Origin of the sequence: Capnocytophaga sp., from assembly GCF_030532915.1 — a bacterium.
Taxonomy (GTDB): Bacteria; Bacteroidota; Bacteroidia; order Flavobacteriales; family Flavobacteriaceae; genus Capnocytophaga.
Map to the genome: position 1 here is coordinate 37091 of NZ_JAUNKD010000020.1, position 17943 is coordinate 55033.

At 38.4% G+C, this 17943-nt stretch carries 20 protein-coding genes and 1 pseudogene; 7 read left to right on the forward strand and 14 right to left on the reverse strand.

What is annotated here, in order from left to right; all coding sequences use genetic code 11:
- Positions 1-342 precede the first annotated feature (342 nt).
- Genes tgt through pyrE form a run of 3 tightly spaced genes read right to left on the reverse strand, consistent with a single transcriptional unit; the run spans position 343 to position 2560 of the window.
- On the reverse strand, positions 343-1473 hold the full coding sequence (tgt, locus tag Q4D72_RS07605; RefSeq protein WP_303077168.1) for a tRNA guanosine(34) transglycosylase Tgt: 1131 nt from the start codon (positions 1471-1473) through the stop codon (positions 343-345).
- A gap of 27 nt (positions 1474-1500) precedes the next feature.
- Positions 1501-1893: an SRPBCC family protein gene (locus Q4D72_RS07610; protein ID WP_303077170.1), complete on the reverse strand. Its 393-nt coding sequence runs from the start codon at positions 1891-1893 to the stop codon at positions 1501-1503.
- 25 nt (positions 1894-1918) lie between these two features.
- Positions 1919-2560, reverse strand: coding sequence for an orotate phosphoribosyltransferase (pyrE, locus tag Q4D72_RS07615; RefSeq protein WP_303077172.1), 642 nt, complete (start codon positions 2558-2560; stop codon positions 1919-1921).
- 6 nt (positions 2561-2566) lie between these two features.
- Here pyrE and Q4D72_RS07620 point away from each other — a divergent pair, with 6 nt between their 5' ends.
- Positions 2567-3151 carry an NUDIX hydrolase gene (locus Q4D72_RS07620; RefSeq protein WP_303077174.1) on the forward strand — a complete coding sequence of 195 codons (585 nt, stop codon included), beginning with the start codon at positions 2567-2569 and terminating at the stop codon, positions 3149-3151.
- Positions 3152-3224: 73 nt separating this feature from the next.
- On the opposite strand, the gene dnaA is transcribed toward Q4D72_RS07620, so the two are convergent.
- A complete protein-coding gene (dnaA, locus tag Q4D72_RS07625; protein ID WP_303077176.1) occupies positions 3225-4637 on the reverse strand; it encodes a chromosomal replication initiator protein DnaA in 1413 nt (470 codons plus the stop codon).
- Between the two features lie 234 nt (positions 4638-4871).
- Here dnaA and Q4D72_RS07630 point away from each other — a divergent pair, with 234 nt between their 5' ends.
- Positions 4872-5288, forward strand: a complete 417-nt coding sequence (locus Q4D72_RS07630) for a thioesterase family protein (protein WP_303077178.1) — start codon at positions 4872-4874, stop codon at positions 5286-5288.
- On the opposite strand, the gene Q4D72_RS07635 is transcribed toward Q4D72_RS07630, so the two are convergent.
- The 9 genes from Q4D72_RS07635 to Q4D72_RS07675 all read right to left on the reverse strand — a co-directional run bounded on the left by Q4D72_RS07635 (position 5285) and on the right by Q4D72_RS07675 (position 13713).
- Positions 5285-6115 carry a rhomboid family intramembrane serine protease gene (locus Q4D72_RS07635; protein ID WP_303077180.1) on the reverse strand — a complete coding sequence of 277 codons (831 nt, stop codon included), beginning with the start codon at positions 6113-6115 and terminating at the stop codon, positions 5285-5287. The genes Q4D72_RS07630 and Q4D72_RS07635 overlap by 4 nt on opposite strands.
- A gap of 17 nt (positions 6116-6132) precedes the next feature.
- Complete coding sequence (locus tag Q4D72_RS07640; protein WP_303077182.1) at positions 6133-7029, reverse strand: NifU family protein; 897 nt, start codon at positions 7027-7029, stop codon at positions 6133-6135.
- Between the two features lie 90 nt (positions 7030-7119).
- A complete protein-coding gene (locus Q4D72_RS07645; protein ID WP_303077184.1) occupies positions 7120-7650 on the reverse strand; it encodes an RNA methyltransferase in 531 nt (176 codons plus the stop codon).
- Between the two features lie 4 nt (positions 7651-7654).
- A complete protein-coding gene (locus tag Q4D72_RS07650) occupies positions 7655-9856 on the reverse strand; it encodes a bifunctional (p)ppGpp synthetase/guanosine-3',5'-bis(diphosphate) 3'-pyrophosphohydrolase (RefSeq protein ID WP_303077186.1) in 2202 nt (733 codons plus the stop codon).
- A gap of 98 nt (positions 9857-9954) precedes the next feature.
- A complete protein-coding gene (locus tag Q4D72_RS07655; protein ID WP_303077188.1) occupies positions 9955-10995 on the reverse strand; it encodes a glutaminyl-peptide cyclotransferase in 1041 nt (346 codons plus the stop codon).
- Positions 10996-11001: 6 nt separating this feature from the next.
- On the reverse strand, positions 11002-11922 hold the full coding sequence (locus Q4D72_RS07660; protein ID WP_303077190.1) for a hypothetical protein: 921 nt from the start codon (positions 11920-11922) through the stop codon (positions 11002-11004).
- Entirely contained in the window at positions 11919-12641 is a 723-nt protein-coding gene (truB, locus tag Q4D72_RS07665) for a tRNA pseudouridine(55) synthase TruB (RefSeq protein WP_303077191.1), read from the reverse strand. The genes Q4D72_RS07660 and truB overlap by 4 nt, the downstream gene beginning before the upstream one ends.
- A gap of 4 nt (positions 12642-12645) precedes the next feature.
- Entirely contained in the window at positions 12646-13050 is a 405-nt protein-coding gene (locus tag Q4D72_RS07670) for a hypothetical protein (RefSeq protein WP_303077193.1), read from the reverse strand.
- Positions 13051-13059: 9 nt separating this feature from the next.
- Complete coding sequence (locus Q4D72_RS07675) at positions 13060-13713, reverse strand: epoxyqueuosine reductase QueH (RefSeq protein WP_303077195.1); 654 nt, start codon at positions 13711-13713, stop codon at positions 13060-13062.
- A gap of 182 nt (positions 13714-13895) precedes the next feature.
- On the opposite strand from Q4D72_RS07675, the gene Q4D72_RS07680 reads away from it, so the two are divergent.
- From Q4D72_RS07680 to tsaE, 3 genes are read left to right on the forward strand one after another with little or no spacing between them, the layout of a single operon-like run.
- A complete protein-coding gene (locus Q4D72_RS07680; protein ID WP_303077196.1) occupies positions 13896-14834 on the forward strand; it encodes a DUF368 domain-containing protein in 939 nt (312 codons plus the stop codon).
- 17 nt (positions 14835-14851) lie between these two features.
- Positions 14852-15589 carry a shikimate dehydrogenase gene (locus Q4D72_RS07685; RefSeq protein WP_303077197.1) on the forward strand — a complete coding sequence of 246 codons (738 nt, stop codon included), beginning with the start codon at positions 14852-14854 and terminating at the stop codon, positions 15587-15589.
- A 3-nt stretch (positions 15590-15592) separates the two neighbouring features.
- Positions 15593-16009: a tRNA (adenosine(37)-N6)-threonylcarbamoyltransferase complex ATPase subunit type 1 TsaE gene (tsaE, locus tag Q4D72_RS07690; protein ID WP_303077198.1), complete on the forward strand. Its 417-nt coding sequence runs from the start codon at positions 15593-15595 to the stop codon at positions 16007-16009.
- Here the strand turns inward: tsaE and Q4D72_RS07695 are convergent.
- Positions 16002-16829, reverse strand: coding sequence for an endonuclease/exonuclease/phosphatase family protein (locus Q4D72_RS07695; RefSeq protein ID WP_303077199.1), 828 nt, complete (start codon positions 16827-16829; stop codon positions 16002-16004). The genes tsaE and Q4D72_RS07695 overlap by 8 nt on opposite strands.
- Positions 16830-16950: 121 nt before the next feature.
- Here Q4D72_RS07695 and Q4D72_RS07700 point away from each other — a divergent pair, with 121 nt between their 5' ends.
- Both Q4D72_RS07700 and Q4D72_RS07705 read left to right on the forward strand, forming a co-directional pair.
- Positions 16951-17445 carry a DUF456 domain-containing protein gene (locus Q4D72_RS07700; protein WP_303077200.1) on the forward strand — a complete coding sequence of 165 codons (495 nt, stop codon included), beginning with the start codon at positions 16951-16953 and terminating at the stop codon, positions 17443-17445.
- Positions 17446-17684: 239 nt separating this feature from the next.
- A pseudogene (locus tag Q4D72_RS07705) lies at positions 17685-17798 on the forward strand (IS1595 family transposase); the annotation flags it as partial.
- Positions 17799-17943 lie beyond the last annotated feature (145 nt).

Here is a 17943-nt window from a genome sequence, read left to right on the forward strand (position 1 = left end):
TTTAGACCTCAATATTTTAGTTTTTTATTTGGATGATACTAATTTTTGACAGCATTATATAACTTTTATAGTTTATAAATCTGTGTTTAGACTTCAATATTTTAGTTTTTTATTTGTAAAATACTAATTTTTTATAACAATGTATAACTTATCGAGTTGTGAATTATTGTTTTCTGTAAAAAAATACTATTTTTAATAGATAAAAATAGTGTTTTTTAGTATGATTCACATTATTTTAGCTTTAAGAAGTAATAAACCAAGGATTATTTGAATAAAAAAATGTAAGAAAATTGGCAATTTATTACCAATTTTCTTACATTTTGTGTTGAGATATGGACTAAATTAGAGTCTGTTTGCCATTTGTCGTACCATTTTTTCTTTCCATTGGGCAAAATTCCCGCTCATAATTTGCTTGCGAGCTTCACGTACAAGCCACAGATAGAAGCCTAAATTATGAATAGAGGCGATTTGTTTGCCTAAAAACTCATTGGCGGCGAACAAATGTCGCAAATATGCCTTTGTGTAATAGGTATCCACGTAGGTATGGGCATCGGGGTCAATGGGGGAGAAGTCGTTTTCCCATTTTTTATTTTTGATATTGATGACACCTTGCGCGGTGAAAAGCATTCCGTTGCGGGCATTGCGCGTAGGCATCACACAATCAAACATATCAACTCCCAAAGCGATGTTTTCCAAAATGTTTATCGGCGTGCCAACACCCATCAAATAACGGGGTTTATCTTTCGGAAGGATATCACAAACCACTTCGGTCATTGCATACATTTCTTCGGCAGGTTCACCCACTGACAGCCCGCCAATGGCGTTGCCATCGGCTCCTTTTGAGGCTATATATTCAGCTGATTGTATGCGTAAATCCTTGTAAACCGAGCCCTGCACGATGGGGAATAAACTCTGCTCGTAGCCGTATTTGGGTGGGATTTTTTCCAAATGTTTAACACAACGGTCAAGCCAGCGGTGCGTCATTTGCAATGAGCGTTTGGCGTAATTATAATCGCAAGGGTAGGGGGTACACTCGTCAAAAGCCATAATGATGTCAGCACCGATGCTTCGTTGAATTTCCATTACGTTTTCGGGTGTGAAAATATGGTATGACCCATCGATATGGCTTTTAAATTTAACGCCTTCTTCTTTAATTTTTCGGGTTGCCGATAGTGAGTAAACCTGATATCCACCGCTGTCAGTGAGTATGTTGCGTTCCCAATTCATAAATTTGTGAAGCCCGCCGGCTTGCTCTAAAATATGTGTGCTTGGGCGCAGATAGAGGTGGTAGGTGTTGCCCAGAATGATGTCGGGATTAATGTCTTCTTTGAGTTCGCGCTGATGCACGCCTTTCACGGAAGCTACCGTCCCGACGGGCATAAATATTGGCGTTTCAATAACGCCGTGTTGAGTCGTAATTTTTCCGGCGCGGGCTTTGGTGGTTGTATCGGTGTGTAATAATTCAAACTGCATTTATGATACTTCTATTTTAAGAATATGTTACAATTGGTTCAATTTTGAGGCTAAGGTTTCGATAAATTTCTCAATGGGACTTTTTATCATCATCGCTATCATCGGGTTGAAACTGCCCTCAAATAAAAATTGTACTTGTGTCTGGTTATCACCTGTTGGTGAGAGGTTTATGATTAATGAAAACGGAATTTTACCGCTCGTTGCTCCAAATATGATTTGTGAGTGAGGCAAGGCAGTTTTCTTTTCCAAAGCAATTTCAGGCATTCCTTTTAAGGCAAATACAAACGAATTTTCATTGATTATCTGAAATTTACTGATGGAGTCGGGCATTAATTTTTCAAAATTTTCCACTTTTTCCAATGCTGAAAATAAGGCTTCCTGCCTTTTGGTAACGATTACTTTTGAGCTTTCTAATTTCATTATGTATATTTTTAATTGATTTGGTTTATTGTTTCCATTGTGACGGATTTTGGCGCCATTCTTTGAGGGTATCCAATTCATTTTCATTGATGTATCCCACTTCTAAGGCTTTGGTCAATAAGTTTTCATAGTTGCTTAATGTATGCAGATTTATTTTTTCAACCGAAAAATTGGTGTGGGCAACATCAAATCCGTAAGAGAAAATAGCTATCATTCCCAGAACATTAGCTTGATTGTCTTTCAGTGCTTTAACTGCATTTAGGCTGCTCATTCCGGTGCTGATGAGGTCTTCAATAACGATGACGTTCTGTTTGGGCTGTAAAAGTCCTTCTACTTGATTTTGTCTGCCGTGTTTTTTGGGTTCGGGGCGCACGTAAATAAAAGGTAAGTTGAGCTTGTTGGCAACCAGCATTCCGATGCCGATAGCCCCCGTAGCCACGCCGGCAACCACCTCGGCAGTAGGATATTTTTCATTAATTTGTTGAGCCATTGCTGAAGCGACAAAATCTCGAACCTCTGGGTATGAGAGTATTATGCGATTGTCACAATAAATTGGCGATTTCCAACCCGAAGCCCACGTAAAAGAATTTTCAGAATTCAATTTAATTGCTTTTATTTGCAACAAAAAGTCGGCTGTTTTTTGAGCTATTGTACTATCTAAAATCATTTTATTATGTATGAAATTTTTTTTAATGATAAATCAATTATTTTGACAAATGTAGGGGAAAATATTAACAATATCAAATATTTTCGCCTAAAAGATGTTTCAATTGATTTTATCATCTCACAACTGAATAAAAAAGACGTTCAGAAACTTTATCTGTACCACCCAAAGGAAGAAAAATTACTGAAAAAATTTAAGAAAAAACTACCCGTGATTAAGGCGGGGGGCGGGATTGTCATCAATTCAAAAGGCGAAATGCTGATGATAAAAAGGCGTGGTAAATGGGATATTCCAAAAGGGAAAAAGGAAAAAGGAGAAAACATTGCCGTGTGTGCTTTGCGCGAAGTGGAAGAAGAAACCGGCGTAAGGAAATTGCGTTTGATACGTTTCAAAACTAAAACCTACCATATTTTTAAGCAAGATGGGCAATATGTTTTGAAAGAAACCTATTGGTATGATATGAAAACCAAATATAAAGGCTCGCTCAAAGCACAAAAAGAAGAAGGAATTGAGCAAGTCGGCTGGAAAAGTGAAGAAGAAGTGAAAGAACTGATAAAAAAATCATATAAAAATATTCAAAAAATATTTGAATAACCCATTTTTTGAAAAAATACGGAGGGCATCAATAAAAAAAATCCTGAAAACTACTTTTCAGGATTTTTTTTTATTAGTTTGAAAATTTTAACGTTAAATCATCTACATATTTTTTAAATTCACGGTCGGTTTCAGCCAAATTTTCAACCGTTTTACAAGCGTGAAGCACGGTGGCGTGGTCGCGTTGCCCAATTTGTGAACCGATGGTTGTCAGTGAACTTTTAGTGTATTTTTTGGCAAAAAACATCGCTAATTGCCTTGCCTGCACAATGTTGCGTTTGCGGGTTTTGGATTGCAAAGCTTCTAAATCCACTTGAAAATAATCGGCTATGATTTGCTGAATATGGTCAATGGTGATTTCTTTTCGGTGATTTTTAACCGATTTTTCAATAATGCTCTGCGCCAGCTCAATGGAATATTCCTTTCGGTTGAATGCCGCTTGTGCGATAAGCGAATTGCTAACCCCTTCTAATTCACGTACATTGGTGCGAATATTTTCAGCAAGGTAAGCAATAACTTCATCACTAACATCGGCACCGTCGTTGTAAAATTTATTTTTCAAAATTTTGTAACGCGTTTCATAATCAGGTGTTTGCAATTCTGCTGAAAGTCCCCACTTGAAACGGGAAAGCAAACGCTGCTCAATTTCCTGCATATCCACGGGGGCTTTGTCTGAGGTTAAAATTACCTGTCTGTTATTTTGATGTAAGTGATTGAAAATATGGAAAAAAGCATCTTGTGTTTTGGTTTTTCCGGCTAAAAACTGAATGTCATCAACAATCAAAATGTCAATTAACTGATAAAAGTGGATAAAATCATTTAATGTGTTCTTATCCTTCGAGGTTGTGGCACTTACAAATTGTTGCGTAAATTTTTCGGCAGAAACGTATAACACTTTCTTTTTGGGGTGTTTCTCCTTGATTTCCACCCCGATAGCGTGAGCCAAGTGTGTTTTTCCAAGTCCCACACCGCCAAAAATAAACAATGGGTTGAATGAAGTTCCGCCGGGTTTATTGGCAACGGCAATTCCGGCAGAGCGTGCTAAACGGTTTGATGCACCTTCAACAAAATTATCAAAGTTCTGATTTAGATTCAGTTGTGGGTCAATCGTGATTTCGCGAATACCCGGAATCACGAACGGATTTTTAAGTTCGGGACTTTTATTTTGAATAGGGATTGTCAGTGATTGTTTGGCAAGCTCAGGACGGTTTGTACTCGGAAACTGCTCTTTTACCGAAGTGTCAATAATATAGGTAAGTTTTGAATTTGTCCCCAATGTGAAATTCAAAGCCGACCTTAACAACGGAATGTAGTTTTCTTCAAGCCATTCGTAAAAAAAACGACTTGGCACTTTAATTTTCAAAGTGCTGTTCTCTAAATCAACAGGAATAATAGGAGCAAACCACGTATTAAACGGCTGCTCTTCAATATTGTCCTTGATAAATTCGAGGCAACTACTCCAAACTTTTTCAGCTGAATTTTTCATTGTTAAAGTTTTACACTTGATTAAATTAAAGTAAATATTCGTTATTTTTATTGCGATTTTCAGAAAAAGCCCTAATTTTGCGATACTTACACAATGGCAACAATGCCTGCTTTTGAGAAAGCAAAAATGTGAATAAATTTTCGATAAAAAAAATTGTTTACCTCTTGTTTTTTTCATTTTTTTTTTACAAGAGCGAAAAGTTAAACTTTGTTAATTAAAATAATAGTGCTGATTATGAAAGAATTGTATTTTGACCATATCGTACGAACCCGTTATGCCGAAACGGACCAAATGGGTGTTGTTTATTACGGAAATTACCCGCAGTACTTGGAATTGGGACGTGTTGAGTGGCTCAGGTGGCTTGGCGTTTCATACAAAGAAATGGAACAGGAGGGGATTATGTTGCCCGTGGTGTCCTTACAACTCAATTATAAAAAACCTGCTTTTTACGATGAACTCATCACCGTCAGAACCAAACTAAAAAACATTACATCAAGCAAAATTGAGTTTGATTATGAGCTTATTAACGAAAGTAAAGAGGTGATTTCAACAGCAAATACTACCTTGGTTTTTGTTGATAAAAAAACGTGGCGACCAACGCGTTGTCCTGAAAAAATTATCAGGCTTATTGAGGCACGAAGAAAAAATTAGCCGTTCATATCCTTGCTGGCTTCAAACAAAAATTTTTTTTCTTCGTCAGTGAGGCTTGTGTATCCGCTTGTGCTGATTTTATCTAAAATGATATTCACCTTATGTTGTTGCAGCTTTTGTTTTTCACTCAGATTGTCTTTTGGTTTGCTAGGTTTTACCGGTATTTCAGGAGTGTTATTTTTTGTTAAAACAGATTTTGTTTTCTTTCTTTTTCGTATGGGGCTTTGAGCGAGTACGCCCATAAAATAGCCTATGGCAGCGCCACCCAAATGCGCCACTTTTCCGCCGGAATTTGATGAAATTTGGCTTAAATCAAACAAAATGAGCAGCATTGCCAGAATCCATAGTTTTACCCGGACCGAAGCCAACACGTAAACCCTATAATTCGGAACGATAACACAAATGAAAAGCAACACTGCCATAATTGCCCCTGACGCGCCCAATAAAATGGAGTTGTCAAAAAGGTTTGGAAAAAGCAATTCGGTCAGTAAAAATGAAATTCCGCTGAATACAATCCCGAAGGTATAAACCCTGAAAAACTGTTTTTTGTTGAACAGATTGAAAAAAATCCGTCCCATAAAAAACAAGAAGAGCATATTCCAGAATAAATGTTGAAAACTTGCGTGAAAAAAAGCATAGGTGAAAAGTGTCCAAGGTTTTTGCAAAAAAACGTCAAAACTTTGTGGCAAACCTACCCATTCATTAATCTGATAATGAGAATATTGACCCAAAAAACCGCCAAAATAAACCAATACGAAAAGTACCGTGTTGAGCAAAATAATTTGCTCAGCGGTGTTTAAGTTTCGTATTTTGTTGATTATCAGCAATGATTTTTATCTTACGATTATTGATTTATGGCAACAACCCGAATTTCAGGATTGCCGAGTTGTTCTTTCAACAGGGTTTCAATGCCGTTTTTCAGCGTTATGGTTGAAGACGGGCAGCCACTACACGCACCCTGTAAAATCACTTTAACTTCGTGATTGTCTTTATTATACGAAATAAATTCGATATTTCCGCCATCGGAAGCCACCGCCGGTTTCACGTACTCATTAAGCACTGCCACGATTTTTTGCGAGGTAATGTCGGTAGTGATGGTAAATTGCTCTTTTTCGTATGCGTCTTTTTGTTTTTGAATTTCAGACGAAGAAACCACTACATTACCTTCTACCAGATAGTTACGGATAAATTCCCGCAAGGTCATCGTGATGTCATTCCAGTTTGAATTGGGGTGTTTGGTAATTGAAATGTAATTTTCATCAAAAAAAACTTCTTTCACAAACGGAAAACCGAGTAGCGTTTTTGCCAGTGGAGCGTTTTGAGCCTGTTCAACGGTTTTGTACTCAAAAATGCCATTAACCAATTGTTTATTAGCCACAAACTTCATTACGGTTGGGTTTGGGGTGCTCTCGGCATAAATGGTAACAGGCAATTTTTGCTTGGTTTCTTCGGTGGTAACGATATCGCTTCCTGATTTTAAATACGTTAAAATTTGTTCGGCTACTTCTTGCTGAACATCAGCCCATTCCACAATCGGGAAGCGCTTTAAGGCAATGAAGTTACTTGAAATATAAACCGTTTTTATAAAAGGAAGATAAAAAAGCTGTTGTGCCAAAGGTGAATTTTTGGCTTCATCAATATTTTTAAATTCATAACTTCCTTTTACTAAGGCTTTTGATGTTTCTAATTTGATAATATCCGGATTGTTCGTCGGTTGTATTGAAAGGGTGATATCTGTCATTTTTTATATAAATTTGGGTGCAAAACTATTCAAATTTTATGGGCTTAAAAAATTATTAACTAAATTTTTAGAACCATTTTGGGCAAACGCTTACGGATTCATCTTCTGCCAAAGAGCCCAAATCACAATTCCCGCACTAACGGAAATGTTCAATGAGTGTTTGGTTCCGTACTGCGGAATTTCGATAACGCCATCAGAGGCGGAAACCACTTCTTGCTCCACGCCTTTTACTTCATTGCCGAAAATAATGGCGTACTTTTGCTGCGGCTCGGGCTGAAATGTGTTAAGCATTACCGCTTTTTCGGCTTGTTCAATGCTTATAACTTTCACATTTTCAGCTTGCAGTCTGTGAACTACGGAGATGGTGCTTTCGGCATATTCCCAATCGACACTTTCGGTAGCGCCCAAAGCCGTTTTGTGAATTTCTTTGTTTGGAGGCGTTGCCGTGATGCCGCAAAGGAAAATTTTTTCAATCAAAAACGCGTCCGAAGTTCTGAAAACCGAACCTATGTTGTTCAAACTCCGTACATTATCCAAAATGACAATGAGCGGTGTTTTTGAGGCTGTTTTAAATGACGCTATGTCAAGACGTTGTAATTCGTTATTGGCTAATTTCCGCATTTTTTTACAATCGGTTTACTTTGTCAATTCCTTTTAAATTTTTCAAATCTTGCATTAATTGTTTTAGCGTAGCGTTGTTATTCACGGTTATGGAAACCTTTCCGTTGAACATATTTCCTTCAGTATCAATGTTTATATTGGTTAGTTTTACGAATTTATTTTCGGAAATAACACGTGAAATATCACCCACCAAACCATCACGATCCAATCCGCTGATGCACACCGCTACTTTAAACTCCTGTTCTTCTGATTTTACCCATTTGGCGGGCATAATACGATAGGCGTAGTTCGATTGCATTGAAATGGCATTCGGGCAGTTTTTTTTGTGCACCTTAACGCCTTCATTTATAGTTACAAACCCGAAAATAGGGTCGTCCGGAATGGGGGTACAACATTTGGCAAAAGTGTAATCCAATGATTCTTCTTCCTTACCAAAAACAATGCTGTCGTAATGTTCGTGTGGGTCTTGCGGAGTTTCATCAACTGCTTTTTTCGATGAAATTTTACTTTTGAAAAAGTTAAAAATCGAAGAGCGTTTTGAGGCAAAATCGCGCAACATTTGGTTGGTAATTTCGCCCGTTCCTGCTTGATAAAACACATCAAGGCTGGTTTTGGTTTTGAAATAACTAACCAATTCATTTACAACATCTTCTGTTAAAGTGACTTTAAGTTGTTTGAGTTTGCGTTGCAAGAGTTCTTTCCCTTCGGCAGCCACGATTTTCACTTCCTCTTTTAGTGCATTTTTGATTTTGCTACGCGCCTTGGCGGTGGTGGCATAGTTCAGCCAGTTTTTGTTGGGTTTGGCATTTTCGGAAGTGATGATTTCCACTTGGTCGCCACTGCGCAAAACGTGGCTCAACGGTACTAATTTGTTATTGACCTTCGCGCCGCGCGTTTTCATTCCTATGCCTGTGTGAATATAAAAAGCAAAGTCAAGTGGTGTAGCGCCTTTTGGCAATGATTTTATCTCGCCATTGGGCGTAAACACAAAAATTTCTTTGGCGTACAAATTCAGTTTGAAATCTTCAACAAAATCAACGGCATTGCCTTCACTGCTTTCCAAAACCTCTTGTAATCGGTTGAGCCATAATTCAATACCGGCTTCTTCTTGATTGCCGTGTTTGTATTTAAAATGGGCAGCATAGCCTTTTTCGGCAATTTCGTGCATACGTTCACTACGGATTTGCACTTCTACCCAGCGCCCTTTTGGTCCCATTACGGTGATGTGCAAGGCTTCGTAACCCGTTGATTTTGGTGCGGATATCCAGTCGCGAAGGCGTGTGGGATTCGGGCGAAAATGGTCTGTAACGATGGAATAAATTTTCCAAGCCAGAAATTTTTCCTCCTCAGGTTCACTTTTATAGATAATCCGTATGGCGAATTTGTCGTATATTTCTTCAAAAGTAACGCCTTGTGCCTCCATTTTTTTGTAAATGGAATAAATAGATTTGGGGCGACCTTTGATGTAATAATCGATTTTTTGCTGATTTAATGATGATTCGATTATTTTGGTAAACGACTCAATGTAAGATTTTTGCTCTTCTTTTGATTCTTCCATTTTGCTCAAAATATTGTAGTAATATTCCGAGTCTGTGTACTTCAAGCCTAAATCTTCCAGTTCGGTTTTAATGTTGTAAAGCCCGATGCGGTGAGCCAACGGGGCGTAAATATACAAGGTTTCGGAAGCGATTTTAGCTTGTTTATGTTCAGCCATCGCATCCATTGTCTGCATATTGTGCAGGCGGTCAGCAATTTTGATGATGATAACGCGCACGTCATCATTCATTGTCAGAAGTAACTTTCTAAAATTTTCGGCTTGCAATGAAATGTCATTTTCACGACTGAGATGTGAAATTTTGGTAAGCCCTTCAACAATGTGCGCCACCGTTTTGCCGAAAAGGCGTTCCATATCCTCAACGGTGTACTCGGTGTCTTCCACCACATCGTGAAGCAGGGCAGCTGCAATGGAAACAGCGTCCAGCCCAATCTGCGACGCCACGATTTTGGCAACGGCAATGGGGTGAAGGATGTAAGGTTCGCCACTTTTTCGCCGTTGTTCTTTGTGCGCATCAACAGCTGTGTCAAACGCCAAACGAATCAGTTTTTTGTCGTCTTCGGTAAGTGTTTGATAACTAATCTTTAAAAGCTCTTTGTACTCGCGTGCAATGGCTTTGTTTTCTTCTTCTAAGTCAAGTGTCCATTTCATAGGGCTAAAAGTACATTATTTTTATTGATTTACCAAATTTTTACAAATAAAATGACAAAAAGAGTATTTTTTTGTTAGAAAACGACAATCAAATCGTTTTATTTTTCTACAAAAACCACTTCAAAAATTTTGCTCCAATTTTTACCCGTGATGAAAAATGTTTTTCTGACAGGGTGATATGCAATTCCGTTAAGTACATCTAAATCAATAATTTGCTCCACTTTTTCTTTCAAGCCACGGACATCAACAATTCCTTCAATGGCGCCATTTTCGGGGTTGATAATCATAATACCGTCTTTTTGGTAGGTATTTGCATAAATTTTGCCGTTTACCCACTCCAATTCATTTGCATTAGAAAAAACTGATTTATCGGTACATAACTGTATAAAGTCTTCTTCTTGAAAGGTTTGCGAGTTTAAAATCCAGATTTTTTCGGTGCCGTCACTTTTGTATAATTGGTGTCCGTCGTGGCAAATTCCCCAGCCTTCTTTGCTGTTTTTGTAATTGAAAGTTGCTGTTTTGGTCAGATTTGTGTCATAAATCAATCCGATGTTTTCACGCCACGTTAGCTGAATGATTTTTCCGTTTAAAAAAGTAACGCCCTCACCAAAAAATTGCGGATTTAAATCAATTTTCTTGTACACTTCGCTCGTAAAAACGTTCCATTTTTTTAAGAAAGATTTTCCGTACTGGCCGGTGCTTTCTAAAAGTGTATCGCCTACGAATTCAAGTCCTTGCGTGTATGAACTTGTGTCGTGCGGATATTCATTTAAAATTTTGTATGTATAAATTTTAGGCGGATTTTGTGCCAAAATGGTAATTTCTTTTTGCAAGGTATGCACTTTTCCGCTTTGGGTTGTTACTTCGGCTTCTAAAATTTGCTTGCCTAATTTCACGTTTTTTAGCGCAAAATTTGAGGTTTCTTTTCGGATTTCAGTTTTTCCGATGCGATAGATTACTTGTGTGATTTCTTCTCCAAAATTATTTTTAGATATGTCAAAATCAACGGAATCACCAAGTTTATATTCTTTCTGCTTTGGATTGATACTAATAGAAAATTTTTCTTTTTTTTGCGTTCCTGCTCCGTTGCAAGAAAGTAATAAAAAAGCGAAAATAATTGCTAAAAAAACAGATTTCATACAAAATTATCTTTTTTGTTGGAACGAATATGTGATGCTGCCTACCTGCACACCCCGTCCGGAGGCAACGTTAAATTGCGTTTGTTGTGCATATTTGAGTGCGTTGTCAAGCATACAACCGTCAGAAGTGGTGGAATTGGCTTTGTCAATAGTAGCTTCAATGACATACCCGTTTTCATTTACCTTGATGATTACCACCACTTTACCATAGCGTTCGCAGGTAAAAATCGGGTTGGGAAGCTCACCCCGTAATGTTCTGTCTGTCAAGGAATATTTAACCAGAGCATTTTTATTGACAACGTCTTCTTGTTTTTTTAATTTTTGCTCCTTGTCAAGCATTTCAGTCGGTAACACCAAATCACTTTTTGGGCTGTTTGATGTAAGTAGTTCGCTATTAGCTTCTTGCATTTCACGTTCTTCCAAAATTTCATCAAGTGTTTTGAAAGCCTCTTCGGAGTGTTGTAATTTCATATCCGATTCATTATAAGCGCTTAACGTCACTTTATTATTTTGTGTTTTCGTAGGCTCTTCGAGTTCTTTTGGGTCGTTTTTGATGTCTTCCGGTGGAAGGTCATCAATGTGGCTCATCTCAATCATAATTTCTTTTTCCCGATTGTGAAGTTGCACGGCAAGCATCGCAATAACTAAACAAAACATAATGAACAAGGTTACGGTTATTGCTTTTTCGGCATTGGTGAATGACAGAAAAAAAGCCTCTATTTCATACCAAATTCCCGATTTTTTTCGGGTTTTCTTTTTGGTATAAACCACTCTTTTTACAGGTTGAGTGGGTGATGTTTTTTTTTCTTTTTTTGCATTTTCTTTTTCTTTGGCTTGCGCTTCAAAAAGGTCGTTTAAGGTTTTTCGCTCACTAATGACAACCTCTTTGGTGTGTCTGCCTTCATAAAGTTCATTAAGGGTTTTCATTTTTTTCTATAATTTGGAATGTTTTGTTCAATGAAATCATCGGGCGAAAGGGCGTTTTCCACTGAAAAATCGCCGATTTGGATGCGTCGTAGTGCGGTTAAATGGGCTCCGCTTTGTAAGGCTTTCCCTAAATCATTCGCCAATGACCTGATGTACGTACCTTTACTGCAAACCACCTCAAAATCAATATCCGGAAAGCGACTTGTGTCAATATCAAACCGCTTGATGGTGATGATTCGTTTGGGTACTTCAATGGTTTCCTCGCCCTCGCGTGCCAGTTCGTACAGGCGTTTTCCTTGCTTTTTGATAGCCGAGAAAACGGGCGGTGTTTGTTCAATTTCCCCGATGAATTGCTCTTTCACTTGTGCAATCAACTCGGGCGTAATGTGTGCCGTGGGGAAGGTTTGCTCAATTTCCGTTTCCAAATCGTACGAAGCGGTGGTGGCTCCGAGGCGAATGGTTCCGGTGTAGGTTTTTACGGCATCTTGAAAATCAGTGATTTTCTTGGTGAACTTCCCTGTGCAGATAACCAACAAACCCGATGCCAACGGGTCGAGCGTTCCGGCGTGACCGATTTTTACCTTTTTGAGTTTGTAATTTTTGATGATAGACCACTTGATTTTATTAACCGCCTGAAAGGAAGACCAATGCAAGGGCTTGTCAATCAGCAATATTTGTCCTTCAAGGATTTGCTCGGGGGTTAAAAAATGAGTTGTCATAGTTTTATAAATGTAAAATGGTGTCTTTTTTAAGTTCTTTTAAAATTTCCGTTGGGTTATCCATATCCAAACCGAAAATCAATTCGGTTACAAAGCCGTCCTCTTTAGTGTATTTTTTCTCCAAAGCCTCCGAATTTCGGTTGATAATGACATCGCTATCTATATTTTCAAGAATTTCGTCAATAAGCATTAAAGCCTGATTATCCGTAATTTCCTGCCAATTTTCAATAGGTTGGCTGAGCAATTCATCACAAAAATCGTTTAATGAAATCGCTTGCCAATAATTTTCCAATCGCTGTAAATCAATCTCTTGTCGGCTGATTTGCTTTATTTTATGCAGCGTTTCATCGGCAGAAGTTTTTCCGTCCTCAAAATCAATAATGGCTTGTTTAAGTTCCGATTTGCTCATAAAAACCGATTATTTATCGTCAAAACTATAATATTTTTCACCGATTTTGATACGCTCCCGTCCGTTTTCAAGTCGCCATTTGTTGGTGTCGCGAAGCGAATAGGCACAACCGCAATATTCCTGCATATAAAATTCTTCCCGCTTGCTGATTTCGAGCATACGGGCAGAACCGCCTTTTTTACGCCAGTTGTGCGTCCAGTAGGTAATACCTTCGTATTTGTCGGCGGCTCGCAAACCGCAATCGTTAATTTGGTCGAAATTTTTCCAACGCGAAATGCCCAACGAACTGGTAATCGTGTCGAAACCATTCTCATAGGCATACAAAGCGGTGCGGTCAAAACGCATATCAAAACACATTGTGCAACGAATGCCCCGCTCGGGTTCGTTTTCCATTCCTCGGGCGCGTTCATACCAGTTATCTACGTCATAATCAGCGTCAATGATAGGTACGCCCAACTTTTCGGCATAGCGGATATTTTCCTCTTTACGGATTTCGTACTCCTTTTTGGGATGAATATTCGGATTGTAGAAAAATATGGTATATTCTATTCCTGAGGCAGTTATGACTTCCATAACCTCACCCGAACAAGGGGCACAGCACGAGTGCAAAAGCAATTTTTTTCCGCCGTTGGGCAATTCTAATTTTTCTCTGATAAGTGTCATTGTTTGTTTTTCAGTTAGTAAATAATCTGCAAATAAAGCAATTTTTTTTGAACTCCGTCATATTGATTGCAAAATAATTTTTTCATATGGTTATTTTACCTACATTTGCCGGCAAAAAAAGACGTTTTTCACGTTTGTTTTTTCTTCCATTTTTTAGAAATTCAGATAAAAAAAAATAACAAATGCACAGAAATTTTTTGGATTACGTTTTGGTTTCGTTAAAAGGAATGGCAATGGGGGCAGCAGATGTGGTTCCCGGTGTTTCAGGCGGAACCATCGCTTTCATTTCCGGAATTTACGAAGAATTGATTGATTCCATCAGTAGGGTGAATTTAAATGCCTTGAAAATCCTTAAAAATGAAGGGGTTACCTCTTTTTGGAAACACATTAACGGCAATTTTTTCCTTGCTTTGTTTTCGGGTATAGGTATCAGTATTTTGTCGTTGGCAAAGGGCGTAAAATGGCTTTTGGAAAACCAGCCCATTGGCGTATGGTCGTTCTTTTTCGGGCTGATGATTGCCAGTATTTTATTTTTGGCAAAAGATGTTCAAAAATGGAATCTCGGTACTATTTTAGCCACCATTTTTTCGTGCATTGTTGCTTATACGATAACCACCGTGCCACCTTTGGGAAGCCATAGCGGACTGATATACATCTTTTTTTCAGGGGCTTTGGCGGTTTGCGCAATGATTTTGCCGGGCATCTCGGGGGCGTTTATTTTGGTGCTTCTGGGCTCATATCACACGGTGCTCGGAGCGCTGGGGCAGTGGGATTTGAAAGTTATTGCCGCTTTTATTTCGGGTGCCGTCGTGGGGTTGCTCACCTTTTCAAAGGCTCTTAAATGGCTTTTTAATCATTACCGAAACACCACCATAGCGGGGCTTACGGGATTTGTAATGGGGTCATTAAACAAGGTTTGGCCTTGGAAAGAAGTACTTCGCTGGGGCGAAAATTCACACGGTGAGCCCATTCCCGTGTGGGAAAAAAGCGTGCTTCCGACCACTTTTGAAAGCATAAACGGAGCCGACCCGCAACTACTGACTTCCGTTTTGTTGGCACTGACCGGTTTTTTCCTTTTGTACGGACTTGAAAAGTGGGCAGGAAAACTCAAACGAACCTAAAACACCCAACAAACAATATGAAACGCCTTTTTGCTCTGCTCGGGAAAAATATTTCGTATTCATTTTCAAAACAATATTTTTCCGAAAAGTTTAAAAATGAATTGATTACCGATGCTGAATATGTCAATTTTGATTTGCAGTCACTTGACGACCTGCCTTTTAAATTGCACGAAAATCCAAACCTGTGCGGAATGAACGTAACCATTCCGTATAAAAAAGCCATCATACCGATGTTGCACCAAGTTGATGAAACCGCTTTGCAAATCGGTGCGGTAAATACCATTAAATGTACGTCTTACGGAATGATAGGTTACAACACGGATTATTACGGTTTTTTACAATCGTTGCAACCTTTTTTGAAGGCGCATCACACCAAAGCACTGATTTTAGGCACCGGAGGGGCATCAAATGCGGTTGCTTTTGCCCTTCAAAAATTGGGTATAGCTTTTGTGTTGGTGTCCAGAAATCCTTCAAAGGGTCAGTTTGCATATACTGACCTTACTTCCGATATTATCACCGATTATACTCTGATTATCAATTGTACACCGTTGGGTACTTTTCCGGATGTTGATGCCTGTCCGCCCATTGCTTACGAGGCTTTGACACCGAAACACCTGCTGTATGATTTGATTTACAATCCGCAGCGAACCTTATTTCTACAAAAAGGTGAAAAACAGGGAGCTACCGGCGTGAACGGACAAAAAATGTTGGAACTGCAAGCTGAAAAGGCTTGGCAAATTTGGAACGAAAATTAAACTATGGAAATCAACTATTCTTTATCGCAAATAAATGATGTTGCGGCAAAAATCATTCCGTTACTTACTGAAAAAGTAATTGTTTTTCAAGGAAGTATGGGGATGGGAAAAACTACGTTTATCAAAGCTCTTGTACGTGCGCTCGGTGTTGATGATGCCGTGTCAAGCCCTACTTTTGGTTTGGTAAATCAGTATGAAAATGATGATGTTATCATTTATCATTTTGATTTCTACCGAATTAAACACCAAGAGGAAGCCTTTGATATTGGTTTTGAGGAATATCTTTATTCGGGCAATTGGTGTTTTATTGAATGGGCTGAACGGGTGAGCGATTATCTTCCCGATAGGTACTGTATTTTGGATTTTGAATGGACGGATACCGACTCACGTAAGCTAACAGTCAAACATTCCGTTAGTTAAAATCAATCAGCGTGCTTACCGGAAAATGGTCGGAAGGGTAAAGTCCATCGATTTTTCGGTCGATAATATGATACGAAACCGATTTCAAACCCTTTGAGATAAAAATGAAATCAATCCGACCTTCGGGTTCTTGTTCTAATTTAAACGCCGTAAACGTGCCTGAGGGGATTCCTTCATACGCAGTGTAGGTATCGGTTAATGTCTTCTTAATTGTTTTAATTCCTTCATTGTCAGGGGTGATGTTAAAGTCGCCCATTACAATTACTTCGGCATTTTCATCCTTTGTAAGTTCTTTTATTTTTTTCAGAATCAGCACGGCACTCTCTTTTTGAGCTACGATGCCTTCGTGGTCAAAATGCGTATTGAACACAAAGAATTTTTTATTTTTGTATTGCAGTTTTACCCAAGTGGTAATACGGTTGCAACACTTTCCGTCCCAACCTTTTGACGGAATGTCGGGCGTTTGCGACAACCAAAAGTGTCCGCTATCAATTCGTTTAAAAAGCACCTTATCAAAATAAAGTGCCACGTATTCGCCGGCTTCTTTGCCATCATCACGTCCCACACCAACACGCTCGTACTGTGGGAAATGTGTTTCCAGATAACGCATTTGATGATGCAGAGCTTCTTGCACACCCAAAATAGCCGGTTTTTCATCATCGAGAAGCTGTCGCAAACGTTCTTTTCGGTTGCCGTCCGTCCACGAATTTTCTTTATCTTCCTTATTATCAAGCCGAATATTAAAGGTCATCACCTTAAATGCCTGTGAATAGGCACACAAACCATAAAATAGGGCAAAAGTTAAAATAATATGTTTCATATGATTTATTTTTACTAACAGATTGATGAAAAGATTAGTTGCATAAAATTGGCACATCAATGCCACAAAATTACGAATTATTTCAAATAGTTTTATACTTTTGCCGCAAAAAAATAATGCTATGGAACTATTTCTAACTATTGTGAGTTTTCTGCTGATTCTTCTTGGAATAGTGGGGACTATTTTGCCGGGGCTTCCGGGGCTTGCCGTATCACTTTTGGGTTTGTTTTTGTATAAATTTTTTGGCATTGGGACTCACTTTTCACCCACTTACCTTTGGATTTTTTCTATGCTAACCTTGCTTTCCATCGTTTTGGGCTACTTTATCCCGATTCGTGTGGCTAAAAGGTATGGCAGTACGCGCTGGGGCAATCTTGGTGGGGTAGTGGGGATGTTGGTAGGCTTTTTTATTCCGCTTCCGTTGGGATTTTTAATCGGTATGTTCATCGGGGTTTTCATTGGCGAACTAATTGACAATAACACCGACCTTACAAAAGCCGTAAACTCGGTAAAAGGAGCACTGGTGGGCTTTCTGTTCAGCACGGCTTTCAACTTGACTGTTGGTTTTATGATGTTAATGACACTGGTTATTGATTTGATTTTCAAACTATTCTGATAGAAGGTGTTTTGAGATAATTTGAAGAGTAATTTTGGTTGGTATCTCTGTCAAAGCTTTAAACTTTGATGAAGATTTGAACATTGAAAAAAGAGAATTTAAAATAAAATTTGATTTGTCATCCATTTTTTCTGCTAATCATCAAACAACTAACCATAGGTCGTCAATAAAAGAAACCTAATGAAGTGATTCAACAAAGCCAAATTCAAAAATGGTTGAGTTTGAAGCGTTACGAACTCGTTGGTATCAGTAATGCTAACCCAAATTTGTTTTGTAACTATCACAAAATCAATAAAAAATATTTATATACACATTTAGATGAATTTGTTTACAAACTCAATCACCCTTTTTGAAAGCATTTGTTTGACAGATTGATTTTGACGAATATTACCGCTTATGAGTGATTGGGTACATTATTTTTTCGTTTTTATATGTTTTATTAAAAAAAAATAATATATTTGCAATTCCAATTGAGATAGAAAAAGCAATGAAAACTAC

Excerpts from the sequence above, each read along its gene's own strand:
- tgt (WP_303077168.1), bottom strand. The coding sequence starts at position 1,473 with ATGCAGTTTGAATTATTACACACCGATACAACCACCAAAGCCCGCGCC.
- Q4D72_RS07610 (WP_303077170.1), bottom strand. The coding sequence starts at position 1,893 with ATGAAATTAGAAAGCTCAAAAGTAATCGTTACCAAAAGGCAGGAAGCC.
- pyrE (WP_303077172.1), bottom strand. The coding sequence starts at position 2,560 with ATGATTTTAGATAGTACAATAGCTCAAAAAACAGCCGACTTTTTGTTG.
- Q4D72_RS07620 (WP_303077174.1), top strand. The coding sequence starts at position 2,567 with ATGTATGAAATTTTTTTTAATGATAAATCAATTATTTTGACAAATGTA.
- dnaA (WP_303077176.1), bottom strand. The coding sequence starts at position 4,637 with ATGAAAAATTCAGCTGAAAAAGTTTGGAGTAGTTGCCTCGAATTTATC.
- Q4D72_RS07630 (WP_303077178.1), top strand. The coding sequence starts at position 4,872 with ATGAAAGAATTGTATTTTGACCATATCGTACGAACCCGTTATGCCGAA.
- Q4D72_RS07640 (WP_303077182.1), bottom strand. The coding sequence starts at position 7,029 with ATGACAGATATCACCCTTTCAATACAACCGACGAACAATCCGGATATT.
- Q4D72_RS07645 (WP_303077184.1), bottom strand. The coding sequence starts at position 7,650 with ATGCGGAAATTAGCCAATAACGAATTACAACGTCTTGACATAGCGTCA.
- Q4D72_RS07650 (WP_303077186.1), bottom strand. The coding sequence starts at position 9,856 with ATGAAATGGACACTTGACTTAGAAGAAGAAAACAAAGCCATTGCACGC.
- Q4D72_RS07655 (WP_303077188.1), bottom strand. The coding sequence starts at position 10,995 with ATGAAATCTGTTTTTTTAGCAATTATTTTCGCTTTTTTATTACTTTCT.
- Q4D72_RS07660 (WP_303077190.1), bottom strand. The coding sequence starts at position 11,922 with ATGAAAACCCTTAATGAACTTTATGAAGGCAGACACACCAAAGAGGTT.
- truB (WP_303077191.1), bottom strand. The coding sequence starts at position 12,641 with ATGACAACTCATTTTTTAACCCCCGAGCAAATCCTTGAAGGACAAATA.
- Q4D72_RS07670 (WP_303077193.1), bottom strand. The coding sequence starts at position 13,050 with ATGAGCAAATCGGAACTTAAACAAGCCATTATTGATTTTGAGGACGGA.
- Q4D72_RS07675 (WP_303077195.1), bottom strand. The coding sequence starts at position 13,713 with ATGACACTTATCAGAGAAAAATTAGAATTGCCCAACGGCGGAAAAAAA.
- Q4D72_RS07680 (WP_303077196.1), top strand. The coding sequence starts at position 13,896 with ATGCACAGAAATTTTTTGGATTACGTTTTGGTTTCGTTAAAAGGAATG.
- Q4D72_RS07685 (WP_303077197.1), top strand. The coding sequence starts at position 14,852 with ATGAAACGCCTTTTTGCTCTGCTCGGGAAAAATATTTCGTATTCATTT.
- tsaE (WP_303077198.1), top strand. The coding sequence starts at position 15,593 with ATGGAAATCAACTATTCTTTATCGCAAATAAATGATGTTGCGGCAAAA.
- Q4D72_RS07695 (WP_303077199.1), bottom strand. The coding sequence starts at position 16,829 with ATGAAACATATTATTTTAACTTTTGCCCTATTTTATGGTTTGTGTGCC.
- Q4D72_RS07700 (WP_303077200.1), top strand. The coding sequence starts at position 16,951 with ATGGAACTATTTCTAACTATTGTGAGTTTTCTGCTGATTCTTCTTGGA.